The following is a 21,328-nucleotide window of genomic DNA, read 5'->3' as shown; positions in this document are numbered from 1 at the left end:
CGCGGGCCGGTTCCCGATAATTCTCCGACCACCCGGCGGGAGATCGCATGTTCCTCGGCATCGAAATCGGCGGCACGAAACTGCAACTCGGCCTCGGCCGGGGGGACGGGAAGTTGATTCTGGTCGAAGACCAACCCGTCCTGCGGCGGACGGTGAACGCCGCTGACGGCGCGGCCGGCATACGACGGCAGATTGAAGGGGCCATCCCGGAACTGCTCGCCCGCACCGGCGTGGATCGTTCGACGATTCTCGGAGTCGGCATCGGCTTCGGCGGCCCGTTCGACGACGCAACGCAGCGTACGATAAAGTCCCACCAGATCGACGGGTGGGACGACTTCCCGCTCCGGGACTGGGCGGAGGGGTTGCTCGGCGTGTCGGCCGCCATCGGCAATGACGCCGACGTAGGCGGTCTTGGTGAAGCCCGGTTCGGGGCGGGGCAGAGGGTGTCGCCGCTGTTCTACATCACCGTCGGCACCGGCATCGGTGGCGGGCTGATCCTCGGCGGTGAAATCTATCGGGCCGTCGGCCGCGGGGCCGCCGAGATCGGTCACCTGAAAGTCTTGGACTGGTCGCGGGCCGGCACGCCGATGATGGTCGCGCTGGAGCAAATCGCTGCCGGCCCCGCCATCGGCCTACGTGCCCGCGAGTTGGCCGAGAACGGCGAGGCGGCCGGGTCGCTGCTTGTCGAGTACGTCGAAGGGGATTTCTCGAAGTTGACCGGGGAACTCGTCGGCCGGGCGGCCAAGCGGAAGGATGCGTTCGCCCTGCGAGTTCTACGGGAAGCCGTAGACGCTCTGGCGGAAGCGATCAGCCAGACGATTACGCTCTTGTGCCCGCAGCGGGTCGTCATCGGCGGCGGCGTGTCCCTGCTCGGCGAGGAACTCTTCTTCGAACCGATCCGCCAAGGCGTTGCCGATCGCGTCTTCCCGCCGTTCGCCGGCCTCACGGACATCGTCCCGGCGGCGCTCGGCGAGGAAGTCGTCATTCACGGGGCGGTCGCGTTAGCCTCGAAGGCTGCCGCCCGATAATACAACCCTCATGGTTCGTGTGAAAATCTGCGGCGTGACGACGCCCGACGACGTGCGAATGGTCGGCGAGGCCGGGGCCGACGCCATCGGGCTGAACTTCTACCCGAAGTCGCCGCGGTACCTCGATCCGCACGCGGCGGTCGATGTCCTGAAGGCCTTCCCGCCGTTCGTCTCGCCGGTCGGCGTGTTCGTCAACACGCCGTTGCGGCAGGCCACGGCCATCGCGTTCCAACTCGGCCTTCGGGGGCTGCAAACCTACGACGACCAACCGCCCAGCGAATCGCTGTTCCCCTTCGCGCACGTCCCGGCGTTCCGAGTGCAGGATGCCGCATCGGTTGATGCCGTGAAAATCTTCGTCGAACGGGCCACCGCCGTCGGTCGTCGGCCGGCCGCGGTACTGATCGACTCTTACGTCGCGGGTGAGATGGGCGGTACGGGGCACAAGGCTCCGTGGCACCTCCTGGCGGGTTTCGATCCCGGCGTGCCGCTGATTCTGGCCGGCGGGCTGACGCCCGACAACGTGGCCGACGCGATTCGGCAAGTTCGGCCGTGGGGTGTCGACGTTGCCAGTGGTGTCGAATCTCGGCCCGGCCACAAGGATGCCGAGAAGGTCCGGGCGTTTGTGAAGAATGCTCGGGCAGCGATTTCCCTATCATGCTGAGGGACCGGCGAGCCTTCCGGAGTTGTGTATGAGCGGCAGTTACTGGATCGGCGTCGATCTCGGCGGCACGAAGATTCTCACCGGCTTGTTCGACGAGTCGCTGCAACTCGTCGCGCGGGCCAAGACGCCCACCGAGGCCGAGGGCGGGCCGTCCGGTGTCTTCACGCGCATCGGACAGGCCGTCGATTCGATCCTCCGCGAAGCCAACGTCGATGCCGCCCACGTCAAGGGCATGGGCTTCGGCATCCCCGGGCAGATCGAACCGCACACCACGACCGTGCGGTTCGCCCCGAATTTGAACTGGCGAAACCTGGACGTGAAGCCGCACCTGCCGGAGTCGTGGAAGTGGCCGGTCGTGCTGGACAACGACGTTCGCATGGGCACCTACGGTGAGTTCTCTCACGGGGCGGCGAAGGGGGCCAAGCACGTCTTCGGCATCTTCGTCGGCACCGGCGTCGGCGGCGGGTTGATCTTCAACGGCGAGTTGCACCACGGGTTCAACGGCCACGGCGGCGAGGTCGGGCACATCGTCGTCCACTGGCGGAAGGGCACGACACTGGAATCGGTGGCCGGCCGTCGCTATCAGATGCGGCGCGCGAAGGAAATGCTCGACGACGCCCCGAAGCGGACCCGCAAGGACTGGAAGGGCGTGGACCTGGAGAAAGTCAAAAGCTCGCAGTTGGCGGACTTCTACCAACGGCACGACCCGATCGCGATGCAACTGATCGACGACGCCGCAAGGGCGCTCGGGGCCGGCATCGCGAGTGTTGTAAACCTGCTCAGCCCGGAGGTCGTCGTCATCGGCGGCGGCGTCACGCAGGCGCTCGGCGATAGCTTCATCGAGCGGATTTGGGAACTCGCGCAGAAGAGCATCCTGCCGGATGCGGCGCGGGGAATGAAGTGCGTGCCTGCCGCCCTCGGCGATGACTCGGGCATCATCGGATGTGCGGCCTACGCGAAATCCAAACTCGGCGGGAACTGAAAACGATGAATCCGGAATGGCGTTCACGGTACGACCTGGCAATCGAGGTGGCCCGCGAGGCGGGCGATCTAGCGAAGCGATACTACGACTCCGGCTTCGAGGTCGAGTGGAAGGCGGATCAAAGCCCCGTCACCGTGGCCGACAAGCAGGCGGAAGAGTTGATCCGCACGCGCATCACGAAGCACTTCCCCGGCGACGGCTTCCTCGGTGAAGAGTACGGCGACGAGCCGAGCAGTAGTGGCTTCCGCTGGGTCATCGACCCGATCGACGGCACGCGGGCCTTCGTGCGGCACATCCCGATCTGGGGCACGCTCCTCGGCTTGGAATACCGCGACGACGCGATCGCCGGCGTGGCCTACGCCCCATCTCTCGGCAATCTCTGGCGTGGCCTCCGCGGTGACGGGGCGTATTGCGACGATCGGAAGATTCACGTCAGCGACGTCGAAGTTCTGAACCGTGCGTTCCTCAGTTATTCCGGCGTGAACTGGTTCAAGAAGTCCGGGTACTTCGAGCAGTTCGTGGACCTGTGCAATCAGACCGAACGGCAGCGTGGTATCGGCGACTTCTACGGCTTCATGCTCGTCGCGCAAGGCTCTATTGACGTCATGGTGGACCACGGCGTTCACGCTTGGGACGTGGCCGCTTTGCTGCCCATCGTGGAAGAGGCCGGCGGCGTCTTCACCGACTGGACCGGCCAGCGGACCATCCACTCGGTCGACGTGGTGGCGAGTAATAAGCCGTTACACCCGCTGGTGCAGCGAATCCTGCAACCGGGCGAGCGTGCGCCGAAAAGTTTCCCGTAGGCGTTGTCATCGGACAGCGGTCCGCAGAAAATACCCGTGAGCCATCCATCGCGATAGCCCCCGCCGAACTCTCTCCTCTTTCACCTGGAGCTTTCATGACCCGGATTCGCCTACTCTCCACCCTCACCGCGACCGCGTTGGCCTGGGCCGGCGCGACTGATGCCCACGCCGCCGACAAGTGGGCCACGATCAAGGGCCAAGTCGTTTTCCCGGCCGACAAGCCGGTGCCCGAGAAGAAGGAAATCAACGTCACCGCCGACAAGGAACACTGCCTGTCGAAGGGGGCACTGGTCGGCGACGAGCTGATCGTGAACCCGAAGAACAAGGGCGTCAAGAACGTGTGGGTCTACCTGAAGCCGGCCGAAGGCGACACGTTCGCCGCCGGTGACATCGCCCCGGCGCTGGCGAAAACGGCCGCGAAGGAACACATGGTCGATCAGCCCGTGTGTGCGTTCGCACCGCGGATCGTCGTCGCTCGGGCCGGTGACACGCTGTTGGTGAAGAACAGCTCGCCGGTGCCGCACAACATCAAGTTCTCGTCGGACAACCTGGAGTTCAATCAGACGCTAGCGGCTGGCGGTAGCTTCAAGCCGGAAAAGGCGCTCGAAGCCCAGAAGAACCCGGCGACGTTCGCGTGTAACATCCACCCGTGGATGAACGGCCGCGTCGTGATCTTCGACCACCCGTACTTCGCCCTGACGGACGCCGACGGGAACTTCGAGATCAAGGACGCTCCGGAAGGGAAGTTCCGCATCTTCTATCGCCACGAGAACGGCTACCACAAGGGCAAGGACGGCGCGAAAGGCTTCCCGGTCGATATCGCTGGCCCGACCTTGGAAATGAAGCCGCTGGAGATCGTGCTGCCCGAGAACAAGTAACAACGAGAACAATTCGCCCGACACTCAACGGGGATGCGAACAGGTCGGAGGAGAACTATCACTGGTTCTCCTCCGACCTGTTCGCATCCCCGTTGAGTGTCGGGCACATGTCCTCTGGGCGGCCGCTTACCCGCCCTTGAGGATCCCCGCCAACCGGTCGAAGTTCTGCTCGTTCGCCGGGGTCACAAATGCCCGCACCCGCTCGCACTCTGCCGGGACATCGAACCGCATCCGCCAGGTGACCAGCGTTCCACCCTCGTGCTTGTCGAACTGCATCGTCATGCGGAAGCGGTGAACCGGCTCCAAGTGGTCGAACACCACCAACTCGGGGGGAGTTACCTCGACGAACACGCTCTCGTTGTGGTAATCCGTTCCGTTCGGCGCGTGCATGACCAGCTTCCAGGTCCCACCGGGCCGCGGATCAAACACCTGGATCGTACTGCTGAAGCCATCTGGTCCCCACCACCGGGCTAGCGTCGCCGGGTCCAGGAACGCTCCGAACACCGCCTCACGCGGCGCGTCGAACACCCGCGAGCTAACCACTTCCCGCGCGGCGTCAAGGTGCTCGGCCAGCCGTGCCAGTGTCTGCCGACCGCCCTCCACGGCCCCGTACTTCTCGGCCGCGTGGTTCCGGGCTTCTGCCGTCGGGAACACGCCCTTCAGCGTGAGCCGAGTCTTCCCGCCGACGTCCTCGAATGTCACCGTGGAGGCGAACTGAACCTCGTCGTGCTCGCCCTCCCCGGAGTGGAGGTATGCCAAACGCTCGGGCGGCACGACCTCGGTGAATACGATCCGGTTCGGGTAGTCGGTGCCGTCCGGTCCGTGCATCACGAACCGCCATACCCCGCCCGGCCGCACGTCCATCTCGGCGGTGGTTGTGGTGAACCCTCGCGGCCCCCACCAGTGCGAGACGTGCCGCGGGTCGGTCCAGGCGGCGAAGACCAACTCCCGAGGGGCATCGAACACCCGAACGGTGGTGATCTCGCGGTCCGACGTGTCGCCGAGATTGGTCACTCGGATTCTCCTTCAGTTTTGTGGGGCGGAGTGTCGGCGCCGGGCTGCCCGGCTTGAAGATCCGCCAGGTATTCGCCAAGTCGGTCGAAGCTCTCTGCCCAGAACCGCTCGAACCCTTTCACCCAGTCGTGGACAGGCTTGAGCTTCGCGGGGGAGAGGCGGTACAGGCGCTGTTGCCCGGCACCCCGGACGGCCACCAGCCCGACCTCTCTGAGAACTCGAAGGTGCTTCGAGACCTGGGGCTGTGGGATGTCCAGGGCGGTGACGAGGTCGTTCACGGGCAATTCAGCCGTGGCAAGCAGGCCGAGGATTTGCCGACGCCGAGGCTCGGCAATGGCATGGAAGGCATCGGCGGTAGTCGAGGGGCGGGCCATGCGGACGATAATATTCCATATCGGGAATATATCAAGCCAAGTTGAACCCTTCAGGCGGAAACTCACAGACGCTGTGTGAGGCGGAAACGGTGGGGAGTCTACAAACTCTGCTCGCTCTCTCAGGGCTTTTAATCTATCATGCCAGTTCCCTGCCGGTTGCCCGTCGTTGAAATGAATCGGAGAGATCGAATGACCCCCCGAAGCCTCCTCTCCGCTCTCGGCGTGTTGTTGGCCGTCACGACCGTTCGGGCCGAGAAGGTGTCGTACAACCGCGACGTGCGGCCGATCCTGTCGGACAACTGCTTCGCCTGCCACGGGCCGGACAGAAACCAGCGCAAGGCGAAACTCCGGCTCGACGACCGCGACGTGGCCATCGCCCGGAAGGCCATCGTGCCGGGGAAGGTCGGCGAGAGCGCGCTGGCCGCCCGCATCGACAGCACCGCGGCCGACGAGATAATGCCGCCGCCGGACTCGCACAAGAAACTGACGACCGCGCAGAAGGACATCCTCAAGCAGTGGATCGCCGAGGGGGCCGAGTACGAACCCCACTGGGCGTACATCCCTTTGAAGCCAGGGGTCAGGAATCAGGAGTCAGGAGTCAGTAAATCCATCGACCAGTTCATCCGTGAACGGCTCGCAAAGGAGAAACTAACGCCATCGCCGGAGGCGGATCGCGTCACGCTGATTCGGCGGCTGTCGTTCGATCTCACCGGGTTGCCGCCAAAGTGGGACGACGTGCAGGCGTTCGTGACGGATCGCTCGCAGCAGGCTTACGAGAAGGTGGTCGACCGCCTGTTGGCGTCGCCGCACTACGGCGAACGCATGGCCCTGTTTTGGCTCGACCAGGTGCGATACGCCGACAGCATCGGCTACCACAGCGACAATCCGATGACCGTCTGGCCGTACCGCGACTACGTCATCAAGGCGTTCAACGCGAACCGGCCGTTCGATCGCTTCACCACCGAGCAACTCGCCGGCGACTTACTGCCGAACGCCACGCAGGAACAGCAGGTGGCGAGTGCGTACAACCGCCTCTTGCAGACCACGCAGGAGGGCGGCGCGCAGGCGAAGGAGTACGAGGCCAAGTACGCCGCCGACCGGGTGCGGAACGTCGGCAGCGTCTGGCTCGGCGTCACGCTCGGGTGCTGCCAGTGCCACGACCACAAGTACGATCCGTTCTCGATCCAGGACTTCTATAGCCTGGCCGCGTTCTTCGCCGACGTGCAAGAACCGGCCGTCGGCGACCGCGGCCCCGGTACGCGGCTCGGCACGCCGGAACAGAACGCCGCGTTGAAGAAACAGGACGACGCACTGACTGAGGCGAAGAAGAAACTGAAGGCCGAGGAAGCCAAACTCCTGCCGAAACAAGCAGAGTGGGAGCAAGCCGCGAAGGACCTGCCCGCGAACGTCCAGGCCATCGTGAAAGGCGAGAAGCGGACGGCGAAGCAAGCAAAGGACTTGACCGCGTACTACCTCGCACACCGGCCGGAGACGAAGGCCCTTCGCGACGAAGTCGCGAAGGTCGAAGGGACCCGCAACGCCTTGGCCGCGGCGATCCCGAGCTGCCTCACCACGCAGTCCGGGCCGCCGCGGACGGTGCGCGTGTTGCCCCGGGGCAACTGGCTCGACGACACCGGCGAAGTCATGAAGCCGGCGACGCCGAAGGTGCTCGTCTCGACGACCCTCACCACGCCGCGAGGCACGCGGCTCGACCTGGCCAAGTGGCTGCTCGCCCGCGAGAACCCGCTGACGGCCCGCGTGTTCGTCAACCGAGTCTGGAAGCTGTTCTTCGGGGCCGGTCTCGCCCGCAGCCTCGAAGACGTGGGCATGCAGGGCGAAGCGCCGAGCCACCCGGAACTGCTCGACTTTCTCGCCCTCGACTTCCAGGACGGCTGGGACGTGAAGAAGCTCGTGAAGCGAATCGTGATGTCACAGACGTACCGGCAATCGTCGAAGCCGCGGCCGGAGATGAAGGACGTGGACACCGCCAATCGTCTGCTCGCTCGTCAGTCGCGGTTCCGGCTCGACGCCGAGTTCGTGCGGGACAACGCCCTGTCGGTGAGCTGCCTGCTCGCCGACAAGCTCGGCGGTCCGAGCGTGAAGCCGTACCAGCCGGCCGGGTACTGGACGGCCCTGAACTTCCCGCCCCGCGAGTGGCAGAACGACCAGGGCGAAGGTCTCTACCGCCGCGGCCTGTACACGCACTGGCAACGCAGCTTCCCGCACCCGAGCCTGCTGGCGTTCGACGCGCCGTCGCGCGAGGAGTGTGCCATCGAGCGGTCGCGGTCCAACCTGCCACAGCAGGCTCTCACTCTGCTGAACGACCCCACCTACGTCGAGGCGGCCCGCTCCTTCGGCGAACGCATCGTCCGCCACGGCGGGAAAACGCCGACCGACCGCGTCATCTGGCTCTACCAGCAAGCCCTCTCACGGAACCCGACGGCCGACGAGGCGAAGGTGCTGACCGAGTACGTCACGAAGCAACTGAAGGACTACACGGCTGACGAAGCCGCCGCGAAGAAGTTCCTCGCCATCGGCGACAAGCCGCTACCGAAGGAACTACCGCTGCCCGAACTGGCCGCGTGGACGGCGACTGCCCGCGTCGTCCTGAACCTGCACGAGTTCATCTCCCGAGACTGAAAACACGGCCCGCTGACGACGCCGACCTTCGGACGCAGATTGAAGATGATGAAAGCCAGGAATTCATTGCTTGATCGTCTTCATCTGCGTTGAAATCCGCGTTATCAGCGGGCCATTCTTGAGGCCTAGAGAATGAGCCTGATTCAACGCCGCGTCTTCCTCGGCCGCACCACCCGCGGCCTCGGCGCGCTCGCCCTGAGTCACTTGCTGAACCCCAAGCTCTCGGCGGCCGAGACGCCGAAGGGGGCGGTGAAGCTCCATCACACCCCGAAGATCAAGCGGGTCATCTGGCTGTGCATGGCCGGCGGGCCGTCGCACCTGGAGACGTTCGACTACCGGCCGAAGCTCGCCGAGATGGACGGCAAGCCGATGCCGGAGTCGTTCACCAAGGGCCAGCCGATCGCGCAACTTCAGGGGCAGCAGTTGAAGTGCCTCGCCCCTCAGTACAAGTTCCAGAAGTTCGGCAAGTCCGGCCAGGAGATGTGCGAACTGTTCCCGCACCTCGGCGAAGTGGCCGACGACATTTGCATCGTCCGCAGTCTGCACACGGAGGCGATCAACCACGACCCGGCCCACACGTTCATCAACACCGGCACCACGATCAGCGGCCGGCCGAGCATGGGCAGTTGGATCACTTACGGCCTCGGTAGTGAAACCAAAGACCTGCCGGGCTTCGTCGTCCTCACGTCGCAGGGCCGCGGCGGGCAGAACCAGCCGATCTCCTCGCGGCAGTGGCACAGCGGCTTCCTGCCGAGTCAGTTCCAAGGCGTGAACCTCCGCAGCAAGGGCGACCCGGTCCTCTATCTGAGCAGTCCCGCCGGCGTCAGTCGTGACCAGCAGCGCGACGCGGTGAGCGCCATTCAGAACCTTAACACCCTGCACAACGGCGTCGTGGACGACCCGGAAATTGCCACGCGGATCAAGCAGTACGAGATGGCCTTCCAGATGCAGGCCAGCGTGCCCGGCCTCATGGATCTGGCGAAGGAAGATAAGAAGACCCTCGACCTGTACGGCACGAAAGGCTCCGATGGCACGTTCGCGGCCAACTGCCTGCTCGCCCGCCGCTTGGCCGAGCGCGGCGTGCGGTTCATCCAACTCTACCACCGCGACTGGGACCACCACGGCGGCATCAAGAACGACATCAAACTGAAGATCGAAGAAGTGGACCGCCCGCTGATGGCCCTGATCCGCGACCTGAAGGACAAGGGCCTGTTCGACAGCACGCTGGTCGTGTGGGGCGGCGAGTTCGGCCGCACGCCGATGTCGCAGGGCGGCAGCGGCCGCGACCACCATATGAAGGGGTTCAGCATGTGGCTGGCCGGCGGTGGCATCAAGGGTGGCCTGACGTATGGCAGCACCGACGACCTCGGCTACAACGCCGTCGAAGATGTGGTCAGCGTCCACGACCTGCACGCGACGATGCTCCACCTGTTGGGGATCAACCACGAACGGTTCACAGTGAAGTTCCAGGGCCTCGACGCGAAGCTCAGTGGCGTCGAGCCGGCCCGCGTGGTGAAGGAAATCTTGGTGTAACTTGAGCCGCCCGGGCCACCCGTGCTCGCGGCGGTTCGCACAAGTTCATTCCGGAACCCGAGTTCGCCGAGTGAGAGCGTGGCATGTCGCGGCAGCGGTAGGTGAAGAAGATTGAGGCTGAGGTGCCACCTGCCGCGGTCGAAGCTCAACCTTCGATTCTCAACAATCCGCGCGTCTTGACCGGTCCCCACGAGGTATTGGGGATGATACCTCAGCATGAAAGGTGTTCGTTCCGGCGGTCCCGCGGCCGCTTCCCGTGGCATCAGAGATGCTCACTGAGGGCCACTCTCCCGGTTGCGAAAAAAGTTCGCCGCGTCGCTGCACGGCCCTGTTGAACCCGCCGGCGACGCAGGTTCAACAGGGCGGAGAATGTATGCCTACCGACAGAAGTTCACCCGCGTTGCGATTCCGAGTCGAAGTCTCAGAACTTGTCCGCAACGCCATCGCGTCCTGGCGAATGGTGCCCCGGAAACAACAACTCGCGCTGTTCGGAGCCTTCGTCCTCATGGCCGTGGCAGGGGTCGCGAACACCGGACTGCCCCTCTTGTCGGGCAAACTGGTGGATCGTGTTCATGCCGGTGTCACGCAACATGAACCGCAGGCGGCGATCTTTCAAACCATCGCCGTCCTGCTCGGAGCCATCGCGGCCCTGGTCTTCCTTCGCGAACTCCTCGGCGTCGCCCGTCGCTACCTGGTCGAAAAAACCTGCACGCGGATCGAACAGCAAACAACACTGGAGGTCGTGAACCGCCTCATGCGGGCCGACCTGTCCACGCTCACGCACGAAAAGATCGGCGTCCTCCACGGGCGGGTGTTCCGTAGCGTCAGCGCTTACCTTCGGCTGTTGCGCCTGTCGTTCCTGGATTTCTTCCCGGCGGTCCTGATCGGCTTGCTCTCCATCGGCGTGGCCGTGGCCAAACAGCCGGCCCTCGGCCTCGCGCTGGCCGGGATCATTCCGATTTCCTTGAGCCTGACGGTCTGGCAACTCATCTCGCAACGCCGCGTGCGGTTGCAACTGTTGAAAGTCAGCGAAGAGATGGACGGCATCATCGTCGAGCAGTTCGGCGGCCTCGACTACATTCGGGTGGCGAACACGCTCGACTGGGAACTGGACCGCGTTGCGGTCGCGGCTCAACGCAAGCGGAAGAAGGAATTGCGACACCACGTCGCGATGTCGCTCTTCGGCGCCGGCAAGGCCATGATCGAGGGGCTGTTCCACGTCGGCGTGATGGCCTTCGCGGCCTACCTCGCGATTCACGGGGCGATCAGCTTCGGCGACATTCTGACATTTTCCATGCTCTACCTGAGTGCGATGGCCCCGTTGAACGAAATCCACCGCGTGTTGGATGAGGGCCACGAAGCGAGCCTCCGGGTCATGGACCTGCAAAAGCTGCTGGCCCTCCCGAATGACCCGTCGTTCGACACGTCGGCGACGGTCTTCCCCGAAGATGCCCCGGCCGTCGTGCAAGTGAAAGCATTGAGCGTTCAGTACCAGCTTACGAGCGGCGAATCTCGCGCCGCGTTGAACGACGTGAGTTTGACGATCCACCACGGCGAGACAGTGGGAATCGCCGGAAAAACAGGCTGCGGGAAGTCAACGTGGTTGAAAGTGCTGACGCGCTTGCTCCACCCGAAGGAGGGCGAAGTCTGGCTGAAGGGAATGCCGATCGCGAACATCTCGCGGCAAGCGATCGGCGATCAGATCGGCTACGTCGGGCAGAACCCGTTCATCTTCGCCGGCACGATCCGGGAGAACATCGAGTACGGCCTTCACCGCTCGTGTACGGACGAAGAAGTTGAACGTGCCGCGCGCTTGGCGGCGATACACGAGGAGATCAACGCGATGCCGAACGGCTATCAAACGCCGGTCGCCGAGAAGGGGCAGAACCTGTCAGGCGGCCAGAGGCAACGGCTGGCGTTGGCCCGCGTCTTCTTGCGGAACCCGCCCATCCTGATTCTGGACGAAGCGACGAGCGCCCTCGACACCATCAGCGAACGCCTCGTCCAGAAGGCGATCGGGACGGCGAATCGAGACCGCACCGTCATTATGGTGGCCCACCGACTGAGCACATTCGTTGACGCCGATCGCATCTTTGTTTTCGACGACGGCCGCATCGCGGAAGTGGGGTCGTATCGGGAATTGATCGAGAAAAATGGATTGTTTGCCGAGCTCGTTCGATGCTCCGAAGTCAGCCCGGCGAACGGCTAAACGACGCGGGCGGCGCTCGATTCATCGAGCGCCGCCCGCGTCGTATTTCATTCAACTTATCGCGCACATCGTCGGTGCATGTGCAGGCTGCTGACCGGGATCGAGGAGGAGGGCAACGAACTGATGAGTTTGTTTTGAACAAACTCCGAAGGACGAATCCCATCTCGCGGATCGGCGATCAGCGTTTCGTGGCCTTTCACCGTGGCGGACAGTTCAGCAGTCGGGCTGTTATTGGTAAAGCTTAGATCGTGCGTCATGATGGTTCTCCCGGAGAGTGAGCAACCTTATGCAGCTTGCGTTCCACAAACGGACGATCTGGACGCCGATTTCACGTTCTGCTTGCTTTTGACACCGAGATTGAAGCAGTTTTCTTCGATTGAGATCTCGAAGGTGGGATCGGAAGAGATTCTGTAGTCCAACGGCATCCGAAGTGAGGAGAATGGTATCCGACTTGCGCGATTGGTTGCGCAAGTCGGTCGAATGCGGCTATTGAAGCCGCACTTCCATGGTGTGCTTCCCTTTGTCGTTTTGAAGCTTCACGCGATGATCGGATTGAAGCGCCCCGTCGAGGTACACTTCGTTCACGACGCCGGGAGAGGATCGTTGAGGATTCGTGACCACGATCGCGTACTCCGTATCGACGAAGCGATACGTGATCTCGACACGGTCCCAGGCGCTCGGCAGACAGGGTCGTATTTCCAGCACATCATTCGAGCGGCGCAAGCCAATGATGTTTTCCAATCCGATGCGATAGAGCCAACCCGCCGACCCGGTGTACCACGTCCAGCCGACGCGACCGCGGTGCGAAGTCAGCGAGTACACATCGCCGGCAACGACATACGGTTCGCCCTTGTAGCGGCTGACGCCGTCGCCGGTGGCGGTGATCGACGCGGGATTCAGAAGGTTGAAGGTCTTGAATGCTTCGTCGCCGCGGCCCAACTCGGCCAGCGCTTGAATCACCCACGCAGCGGCGTGCGTGTACTGCCCCCCGTTCTCACGGACGCCGGGGACGTAGCCCTTGATGTAACCCGGTTGTTGCGGCCCGGCGTCGAACGGCGGCGTGAAGAGCAGAACCAGTCGGTCCTCTGGCTGGACGAGTTGCCGCATCACCTCGTCCATCGCCTGCGTCGCACGGTCACGATCTGCGACGCGCGACAGCACGGCCCACGTTTGCGCCAGCGAATCGATCCGACACTCCTCGTTCGCGGCCGAGCCGACCGGCGAACCGTCGTCAAAGTAGGCCCGGCGGTACCAGCGGCCGTCCCACCCGTGTTGTTCGACGGCGACACGAAGTTGTTCCGCATGCTGGCGACACTTCTCCGCGAACTCGGCGTCGCCCCGGCTTTCGGCGATCGGCATGAATCGCGTGAGGACCACGATCTGAAACCACGCCAGCCAGATGCTCTCGCCACGGCCGTGGGAGCCGATCTCGTTCATCCCGTCGTTCCAGTCCCCGGTCCCGATCAACGGCAGCCCGTGCGGCCCCAACGCCCAGCCGCGCTTCAAGGCTCGGACACAGTGCTCGTAGATCGAACCGCTCTCTTCCGAGACGTTCGGCGTTTCGAAGATTTCATGCTCCTGCGGTTCGAGCGCCCGGCCGGAAAGGAACGGGACCGATCGGTCCCAGATTTCGCGGTCCCCGGTTGTTGTGGCGTAGTACTCCACGGTGTACGGCAGCCACAGGAAGTCGTCCGAGATGCGCGTTCGCACGCCGGCCCCGCCCGGCTCGTGCCACCAGTGCTGCACGTCCCCTTCGGTGAACTGTCGAGCCGCGGCCCGGAGAATTTGATCGCGGACGAGGCCAGGGGCCGCGTGAACGAGGGCGCACACGTCCTGGAGTTGATCGCGGAAGCCATAGGCGCCGCCGGACTGGTACACGGCCGAGCGTCCCCAGAGCCGACAGGAGAGAACCTGATACGGCAGCCACTGGTTCATCAACGAGTTGAACGCGGCGTCGGGCGTCTGAATGCGGATGGTGTCCGAAAAATGCCGCCATCGGTTCGCCACAGCCTCGCGGGCTTTCTCGGCCTCGGCACCGCGGTGCGCGGCCACGGTACGGCGGACGTCGCGAACGTCGCCGACCTGGCCGATCTGGCCGACGATGGTTTGCTCCTCCCCCGGGGCCAGGATCAGCGTGCCACGGATGGCGACGCACGGATCGTAACCCGCACCGACGCGGCCCGAAAGCGCGACCCGCTCCAGCGCGGCCGGCGTGGCTAGGCGACCGTTGCGGCCCAAGAATTCGGCCCGATCCCCGGTGACGGTCCGCGGCCGTACGTCGCAATCGACGAACGCCACTCGTTGTGATTCCATCGGGTGGAACGGATTACGAGCCAGCACGACGCCGGAGTCGGCATCCAGTTCCGTGACGATGTGCTGGGCCGTGGCGCTGCGCGTCGAACCGAGAACCAGTTCGGCGTAGTAGAAGACCGCGACGCGGCGGATGCGAGTGCCGGTGTTTCGTAACTTCAGCCGCGACACCTTCACCGCGTCGGCCACCGGAACGAACACGGTGAGTTCGTGTTGCAGTCCCGCCTGGTGCGATTGAAACACGGTATACCCGGCGCCGTGCCGCACCTCGACGGGGGCGATGGCACACGGCAGCGGCGTCGGCGACCACGCATCCAGGGTGTCGAGGTCCTGCACGAAGAAGCAGTCGCCCGGGGGATCGAGGCAGGGGTCGTTACTCCACGGGGTCAGGCGGTTCGTCTGGCTGTTCTCGGCCCACACATACCCGCCCCCGGAATCGGTGATGATGAACCCGGCCGCCGGGTTCGCGATCACGTTCGCCCACGGCAACGGCGGCACGGCGCCGGGCTGCGCGGGCGCGATGAGGTATTCCCGCCCGTCCGCGATGAACTCGCCGAAGCCGTTCGGGCAATGCCGGGGCGTCGGTTCGATCCGTGGTTCCGGGCGAGCGGGCGTACCAGATTTTCGGACCAACCGTGGCGGCATCGACTGCGGCGTTCCCAGACGGTCGGCCTGGCTTTCCAGCGGGCCAGAGCGGTCGTCCAGCACGACCCGCGCGACGGTCAGCAGTAAAACGCGGTCGGCCTCGTTCATCTGCCAGCCCTTTCGCACGAACACGCCGCCCGGTCGGTCGAGCCGGTCCGCGGGAACGAGCGAACGGACCAGGCCCGTCGTCTGGTTGTGCAGTTCATCGAAGTACCCACCGGCGTTGGCGAGCAACACGACAAGGTCCGCCTTGAGGCCGTGACTCGTCCAGTAGTGGTGTGCGAGCAGCAAGTGCCGGAGCAGGGGCAGGCCGTCCGGGCCGTTCAGCCGAACGAGCGTGATCGGCCAGTCGCCGGAGATGCCGAAGCGCCAGAGCCCGGATTGCGACTCGCGGTTCGTCGCCAAAATCTGTTGCGGCGCTCGAAGCGGCCCCACCGGGTAGAGCAAGTGTCCTGCGAGCCGTTGGAAGAGGTGAATGTCCTCGGTCTTGAGGTGGTTGTGCTGCAACTCGATCCGCGACTGTGCCCAGGCTAGCTCGAAAACGTGATCGACCGCGGCCGGCGTCGAGACGCTTTCCAAGAGTTTCAGGATCGCTTCGCGCGTCATCGCCGCCCCGGTCACGAAGCTGACGGTGGCGCGTTCGCCCGGCTCCACTGTGACGTGCCGCCGCAACGCGAGCGCGGGATCGAGTACGGCCCCCGTCGTCCCGCCGAGGTTGGCGCAGTGCGAATCGAGCATCGCCGGCTCGGCCGTGGTCCGCCGCCGACCGAGGATCTGAACGCGGTCGGAATCCCAGGACACTTCACCCGTGGCATCGGGGCCGATGGTGGCGTGGAAGGCCCACGGGGCCGGCGCTTGGGGCGAGCGCGGCCGTCGCCGCACGAGCAGGGCCGACGAGTTCGCCAGCCACTCGGTTTCCAGGAAGAGTTTGCCGAAGGCTGGGTGGGCCACGTCGGCCGCCTGCGTGTCGAGCACGATTTCCGCGTAGCTGGTCAGGTCGAGCGACCGCGGCCGTTGGCCGAGGTTGGCGAGCGTCACCCGCCGCACTTCCAGGTCGCGGTCCGGGGCGACCACGACTTCCATCACGGTTTCGATCTCGTCGTCGATGCGGCGGAATTCGGCCTTGTCTATGGCGTAGATCACCTCGAACGATTTCGGCTCTCGCCGCGTCGGCTGATACCCGGCCGACCAGAACTTCCCGGTCTGGCGGTCGCGGATGTAAACGAATTGCCCCTGTTCGTCGCACGTCCCGTCCGGCCGCCACCGCGTGACGGAGTAGGCGTTCCACGCGCTGAAGCCGGCCCCGGCGTTCGTGACCATGACCGAGTAGTGGCCGTTCGACAGGATGTGCGTCTTCGGCGTCGGCGTGTCCGGCGTCGTGATGCGGCGTTTCGACGCGCTGCTGATTAGAGCAGCCGGTCCGGTCGAGTTCTCCGGCGGGCCAAGCGGCTCAAGCAGCGGCGCGTCGGTCGGCACACGTTCTTCCAGCAACAACTCGGCTGCCTTGACCGCGGGTTCGGCGCGCAGCCGCCGCCGGAAGACGCCACCGCGAAGGCGGTTCGCGATGGCCAGGAAGCCCATCCCCTGGTGGTGGGCCATGTACGACTTCACCACGTTGGGCGCCGTGCCTTCCGAGCGATCCGGGGTAAAGTCCATCGCCTCGTAGAAGCCGTACCGCCCCTCGCCACCGAGGGACCGAAGGTGGCGCAGGTTCTTGACCGCTTCGACCGGATCGACGTCCACGGCGAGAAGCGTCGCGTAAGGCGCGATCACGCGGTCGCGGTCGAGGCCGCGTTTCAAGCCCAGGCCCGGCACGCCGAATGACTGGTATTGGTAGACTTGGCCCGCGTCGACGACGGCGAAGCCCGACTCGGAGATGCCCCACGGCAGGTGGATTTCCTTCCCGTACTCGATCTGCCGCTTCACGGCCGTCCGCTGGGCTTTGTCGAGCAGCACGCCGGGCGGAATCGGCAACAGCAGCCGCGGCATCAGGTACTCGAACATCGTCCCGCCCCAGGAGACGAGACCCGTCGAACCCGCGGCCCGCGTGGCGAGGCGGCCGAGGCGGAACCAGTGCTTGCGCGCGACTTCGCCGCGGGCGACCGCGAGGAAACTGGCGATGCACGCCTCCGACGCGAGGAGGTCGTAGTAGTTCGCGTCGAAGCGGTTGGCGGTGGCGTTGTAGCCGATCGTGAACAACTCGCGGTCCGCGTTGAAGAGGAACCGGAAGTCCATCTCGTCCGCGTACCGGCGGGCCCGCGCCGCCAGAGCCGCCAGGCGTGCGTGCAACGGTTCGCCGTTCGTCGTGGCGTGCTTTTGCTGAACTTGCCGGACCAGCAGGTTCAACCAGCGGTTCGATTCCGACTCAGTAACGATCGAGGCCTTCAGCCCCTCCACCGCTTTCAGGATCGCGGTTCGATCGCCGCCCTGCACGGCCGCGGCTAGGGAGTCCTTCGGCGATGCCTTATAGCCCTCGCGGTCCAGTTCGTCGAGCAGCACGCCGAGCGTGTGGTCGAGGCCGATTTGCGCCGGGTTCGACGTTCGCGTGTCGTCTTCGTTCAACCCGTGAACGAGGGCCAGCAGGCACGCGAGGAGGTTGCCGCTGTCTACGGTCGAGACGTACGCCGGCAGCAGGGTGGTGAGCTTGCTGGTGTCGTACCAGTTGAGGAAGTGGCCGTGGTTCCGTTCGAGGCGGTCCAGCGAATCGAATGCCTTCTCCAACCGGTCGCACATCGCACCGGGCGTGATGTAGCCGAAGTCGTTCGCGGCCTGCACGGCCAGCAGGTACAGACCGATGTTCGTCGGCGAGGTCCGGTGGGCGACCACGCCGAGCGGGCTTTCCTGATAGTTGTCCGGCGGTAGCCAGTTGCCGTCGTCGTTCACGAACGTCTCGAAGAAATCCCAGGTGCGACGGGCCACGCGCTCGAGTTCGTGCCGATCCGCGTCCGTGAGCAGAATCTCGCGAACGGCCCGCGGCTGGCTGACCCGGTAGGCCACGAACGGGGCGAGTAACCAGCTCGCGAGCAGCGGAGCGGCAGCGATCAGACTCCACGGGGCGAACCACGCCACGAGCGCCGTCAGGCCGAGGGCCAGCACGCTGTTCGTCCGCATCGCGGTCGCGAACGAGCGGAAATCGTCCCCCAGCCGACGGTCGGTCGCGGCGGCTGATTCCCACTCCAGCAGGTGCCGGCGGGAAATCAGCAGCCGATACAGCGTTCGTGCGATGGCATCGACCGCGTGAACGGCTTCGTTCAGGAGAAACACGATTCGCAGCAAGCCCTGGCCCGCGGTGTTGCCGAGGTCGAACCGCAACTGTGCCCAGACCCTTCGCGGGGTGCGGCCCTTCAAAATGGTCGTGCAGCCGCCGAGGACCATTGCGAGCGTCGGGAACGCGAGCGGCGCCAGCGCCAGGAGCGTCCAGCCCCACGCCGATCCCGGCAGGATAGTCCAGCCGGCGACGAGCAACAGAATGAGCGCGGGCGCCAGCAGGCTTCGACGGAGGTTATCGACGATCTTCCATCGTTCCAGCGCCGGCAGCACGTTCGGTAGCGGCTCGCGCGGCGTGGGGACTCGCTTCCCCAGCCACGGCAGCAGTTGCCAGTCCCCGCGAATCCAGCGGTGATCGCGGCGAGCGTAAGCGTGGTACCGGGCCGGGAACTCGTCGTACACCTCGATGTCCGTCGCGAGCGCGCAGCGGGCGTAGTTCGATTCGATCAGGTCGTGGCTCAGGATGCGATTGTCCGGGAAGGCTTCGCCCGCGGTGTCGGCGAATGCGTCGATGTCGTAGAGGCCTTTGCCCGTGAAGGAGCCGCGGGCGAAGAGGTCCATGTAGGTGTCGGAACACGCGGTCGAGTACGGGTCGACGCCGGCCGACCCCGCGAACAGCCGGGCGAACCAGGAGCGGAAGCCGGTCTGATACAGGAAGTTCACCCGCGGCTGCAACACCGCGTACCCGGCCTCGACCCGTCGGCCGTCCGCCGACTTGCGGGCACGATTCAGCGGGTGCGCCAGCGTCGCGATCATGTGCTTGGCGGCGTCCCGCGGCAGCACCGTGTCGGTGTCCAGCGTCAGAATGAACCGCATCCGCGGCAGGCCCTCGGTGGCGGGGAACTTGGTCGTGTAGCTCGTTTCCGCGGCGCCGCGAAGGAGGTGATTGAACTCTTCGAGTTTGCCCCGCTTCCGTTCCCAGCCCATCCAGCACCCCTCGGTCGGGTTGAACTGTCGGCAGCGGTGGAAGACGAAGAACCGCGGCGATTCGGGCGTTGCGTACTGTTGGTTCAGTTTCGCGATGCCGGTCGTGAGCGCCGTAACGCACGCCTCGTCGTCCGGCATCGTTTCCTGGGCCGCGTCGGTGAAGTCCGTCAGCAAGGCGTACCGCAACGCCCCGTCGGGGTTCGACAGGTAGTGCAGTTCCAACCGCTCGATCAGCCCCGCGGCTTGGGCCGGGCGGGAGATCAACGTCGGCACAACCAAGAACGTGGCGCAGTCGTCCGGGATGTCGCCTTTCCAGTCCAGCTTCGGTAGTACGCGCGGCGGCGCGAACTGGCGGGCCACGATTTGCGTGAACGCGACGGCCAAGTCGAGGCACGGCGACAGGGCCAGCGGCAAAATCACGAGCGGCGCCCACCAAGCCGGCAGCGGGCTGAACAGCAACGTAGCCACGAGCAGCGCGAGCGTGAAGACCGCCAGCGACCCGAAGTAGACGAGGTGTGGGTGGCGGACCGCGACCGTTTGTCGGACGGCGGACCAGGTGGGGCGATAGCCCAGTTGCTGCTCGAACGCCTCCCGGCTTTCGCCGAGCAAGACGCTGGCGACGTGCCCCGACACGGGGTACTCCCGATGCTGCGTGGCCATTGCCACGGCCAGCCGCGCGACGTCGAGTTCTGCCCGCCGGCTTCCCTTCGCGAGTTCCTCGACCGCCCGCCGGCAGCGGTCGCGCGTCGCGAAGTCCTGAGTTGCGTACACGCCGTTGGGATCGGTCCGCAGCACTTCTTCGACGCCACTCACGGCTTCAAAGAAGGCCATCCAGTCGATCACGTCCAGAACGCGAAGGTTCGTGACCGCGTTCCCGATCGCAAGTTGCTCGCCGGCTTGCCGGGTGTGTTCGCGGTGAGCGACCTCGTTGACGTCCGCGAGGTGAACCTTCACCCAGTCATGGACGACATCCGCTTCCGCGTCAGCGGCGATGCTATGCGTCTTGAGCGCGTCCCAGAAGTACAGTCGGTACGCATCCGTGGCCGTCGCTGGCAACTGCGTCCGGCGTCCGGCGCGGACCATCGCGAGATCGGATTCTGCCTGCACCATCTCGTGGCGAGTTTTGAGAATGTCGTCCGCGAGGTTCCGAATCGCCTCGACCGTCGCCAATCGCAGCATCGTGGGAATGGCCCACACTTCGCCGATGGTCAGCGTGGCGATTTGCTGGAAGGCCTTCACGTCCGCTCGGAGTTGCGGCTCGGAAATCGCCCCTTCGGTCTGAGCCAGAAGCGTCGTCGCCAGCGAGAAAATCCGGGGCAGGCCGGCGTCGGAGCCTCTCGCGATGGCCGGAAGCTCGCGATAGTAACTGCGCGGCAGGTGCGAACGAATCTGGCGAAGGACGCTTTCGATGACGTAGTAATTGTCCAGCAACCAATCCGCCACGCTCGAAACCGGCCCGCCTTGCCTCGCGGAGACGGACAATTCCTGATAGGCCCTCTGAATTCGCGAGACGTTTTGCCGAAACCGCTTCAACAGCCGTCGATCACCGGGTGCAGCCGAGTCCAACGTATCCAGTGCCAAATCGTTGAGGGAGCTTTTCTTCGTTCGGAGAACTTGTGACAGGTGAGACGGAGATTGTGCGGGCTGACTAAAAGGAAGATCGACAGCGACATCAGACATCGGGTGGCTCTCAAGTATGGGAACAAGACATCTGGCGAGCAATCGCTATGCCAGAGTGGAGCCGTTTTGTTACCCGGAGCGTAGCTATAACTTGGATTTGCCTCGTCTCGGAAATAAGGTTGTGAAATCGCTAACGCCCAATGAGCCGAGTTGAGTACCGTCGATATCCGCTCTCCAGGAACGGGAACAAGTCGGCGGTTCGCGCGCACGCCGAGCGATATTCTCGGTTTACTGCTCCGAAGTCCGTGGAGCCCGCTGGATGACGCCGTTCGAACCCCCCGACAGTTGCTGTCCGAGGCACGCCCACAAGGTTATATGTTCCGCGTCAGGTAGACGGTCGAAGGGAAGCCCGAGGAGGGGAAGTTCGTGGAGACGAA

Annotated in this window: 12 protein-coding genes and 1 pseudogene; 8 read left to right on the top strand and 5 right to left on the bottom strand. The window is 64.7% G+C overall.

Annotated elements, in window-relative coordinates; translation table 11 throughout:
* Positions 1 to 47: 47 nt before the first annotated feature.
* The 5 genes from PX52LOC_RS31425 (at position 48) to PX52LOC_RS31405 (ending at position 4,352) form a co-directional block, all read left to right on the top strand.
* A complete protein-coding gene (locus tag PX52LOC_RS31425) occupies positions 48 to 1,028 on the top strand; it encodes an ROK family protein (protein WP_149113786.1) in 981 nt (326 codons plus the stop codon).
* Positions 1,029 to 1,038: 10 nt separating this feature from the next.
* The gene (locus PX52LOC_RS31420; protein WP_149113785.1) at positions 1,039 to 1,689 is read left to right on the top strand and encodes a phosphoribosylanthranilate isomerase; all 651 of its coding nucleotides are present in this window, start codon (positions 1,039 to 1,041) and stop codon (positions 1,687 to 1,689) included.
* A 28-nt stretch (positions 1,690 to 1,717) separates the two neighbouring features.
* Positions 1,718 to 2,671 carry an ROK family protein gene (locus PX52LOC_RS31415; RefSeq protein WP_149113784.1) on the top strand — a complete coding sequence of 318 codons (954 nt, stop codon included), beginning with the start codon at positions 1,718 to 1,720 and terminating at the stop codon, positions 2,669 to 2,671.
* Between the two features lie 5 nt (positions 2,672 to 2,676).
* Entirely contained in the window at positions 2,677 to 3,474 is a 798-nt protein-coding gene (locus PX52LOC_RS31410) for an inositol monophosphatase family protein (RefSeq protein WP_149113783.1), read from the top strand.
* 95 nt (positions 3,475 to 3,569) lie between these two features.
* Positions 3,570 to 4,352: a hypothetical protein gene (locus PX52LOC_RS31405; RefSeq protein ID WP_246173523.1), complete on the top strand. Its 783-nt coding sequence runs from the start codon at positions 3,570 to 3,572 to the stop codon at positions 4,350 to 4,352.
* A 126-nt stretch (positions 4,353 to 4,478) separates the two neighbouring features.
* Here PX52LOC_RS31405 and PX52LOC_RS44185 read toward each other — a convergent pair whose 3' ends face one another.
* The 3 genes and pseudogenes from PX52LOC_RS44185 to PX52LOC_RS31395 all read right to left on the bottom strand — a co-directional run bounded on the left by PX52LOC_RS44185 (position 4,479) and on the right by PX52LOC_RS31395 (position 5,740).
* Complete coding sequence (locus PX52LOC_RS44185) at positions 4,479 to 4,895, bottom strand: SRPBCC family protein (RefSeq protein WP_390637577.1); 417 nt, start codon at positions 4,893 to 4,895, stop codon at positions 4,479 to 4,481.
* A gap of 15 nt (positions 4,896 to 4,910) precedes the next feature.
* Positions 4,911 to 5,366, bottom strand: a pseudogene (locus tag PX52LOC_RS44180) (SRPBCC family protein); the annotation flags it as partial.
* The gene (locus PX52LOC_RS31395; RefSeq protein WP_149113782.1) at positions 5,363 to 5,740 is read right to left on the bottom strand and encodes an ArsR/SmtB family transcription factor; all 378 of its coding nucleotides are present in this window, start codon (positions 5,738 to 5,740) and stop codon (positions 5,363 to 5,365) included. The pseudogene PX52LOC_RS44180 and the gene PX52LOC_RS31395, both read right to left, overlap by 4 nt.
* A gap of 189 nt (positions 5,741 to 5,929) precedes the next feature.
* Here PX52LOC_RS31395 and PX52LOC_RS31390 point away from each other — a divergent pair, with 189 nt between their 5' ends.
* The 3 genes from PX52LOC_RS31390 (at position 5,930) to PX52LOC_RS31380 (ending at position 12,122) form a co-directional block, all read left to right on the top strand.
* On the top strand, positions 5,930 to 8,380 hold the full coding sequence (locus PX52LOC_RS31390) for a PSD1 and planctomycete cytochrome C domain-containing protein (protein WP_149113781.1): 2,451 nt from the start codon (positions 5,930 to 5,932) through the stop codon (positions 8,378 to 8,380).
* 132 nt (positions 8,381 to 8,512) lie between these two features.
* Complete coding sequence (locus PX52LOC_RS31385; protein WP_149113780.1) at positions 8,513 to 9,913, top strand: DUF1501 domain-containing protein; 1,401 nt, start codon at positions 8,513 to 8,515, stop codon at positions 9,911 to 9,913.
* A gap of 457 nt (positions 9,914 to 10,370) precedes the next feature.
* Entirely contained in the window at positions 10,371 to 12,122 is a 1,752-nt protein-coding gene (locus PX52LOC_RS31380) for an ABC transporter ATP-binding protein (RefSeq protein WP_246173522.1), read from the top strand.
* 56 nt (positions 12,123 to 12,178) lie between these two features.
* Here PX52LOC_RS31380 and PX52LOC_RS31375 read toward each other — a convergent pair whose 3' ends face one another.
* Both PX52LOC_RS31375 and PX52LOC_RS31370 read right to left on the bottom strand, forming a co-directional pair.
* Complete coding sequence (locus tag PX52LOC_RS31375) at positions 12,179 to 12,379, bottom strand: hypothetical protein (protein WP_149113778.1); 201 nt, start codon at positions 12,377 to 12,379, stop codon at positions 12,179 to 12,181.
* A gap of 229 nt (positions 12,380 to 12,608) precedes the next feature.
* Complete coding sequence (locus PX52LOC_RS31370) at positions 12,609 to 20,714, bottom strand: GH36-type glycosyl hydrolase domain-containing protein (RefSeq protein ID WP_168219320.1); 8,106 nt, start codon at positions 20,712 to 20,714, stop codon at positions 12,609 to 12,611.
* Between the last annotated feature and the right edge of the window lie 614 nt (positions 20,715 to 21,328).

Source organism: Limnoglobus roseus (assembly GCF_008254045.1).
In the GTDB taxonomy this organism is placed as follows: Bacteria; Planctomycetota; Planctomycetia; order Gemmatales; family Gemmataceae; genus Limnoglobus; species Limnoglobus roseus.
The sequence above is the reverse complement of the archived record's forward strand: the minus strand, read 5'-3'. Positions and strand labels throughout refer to the sequence as shown.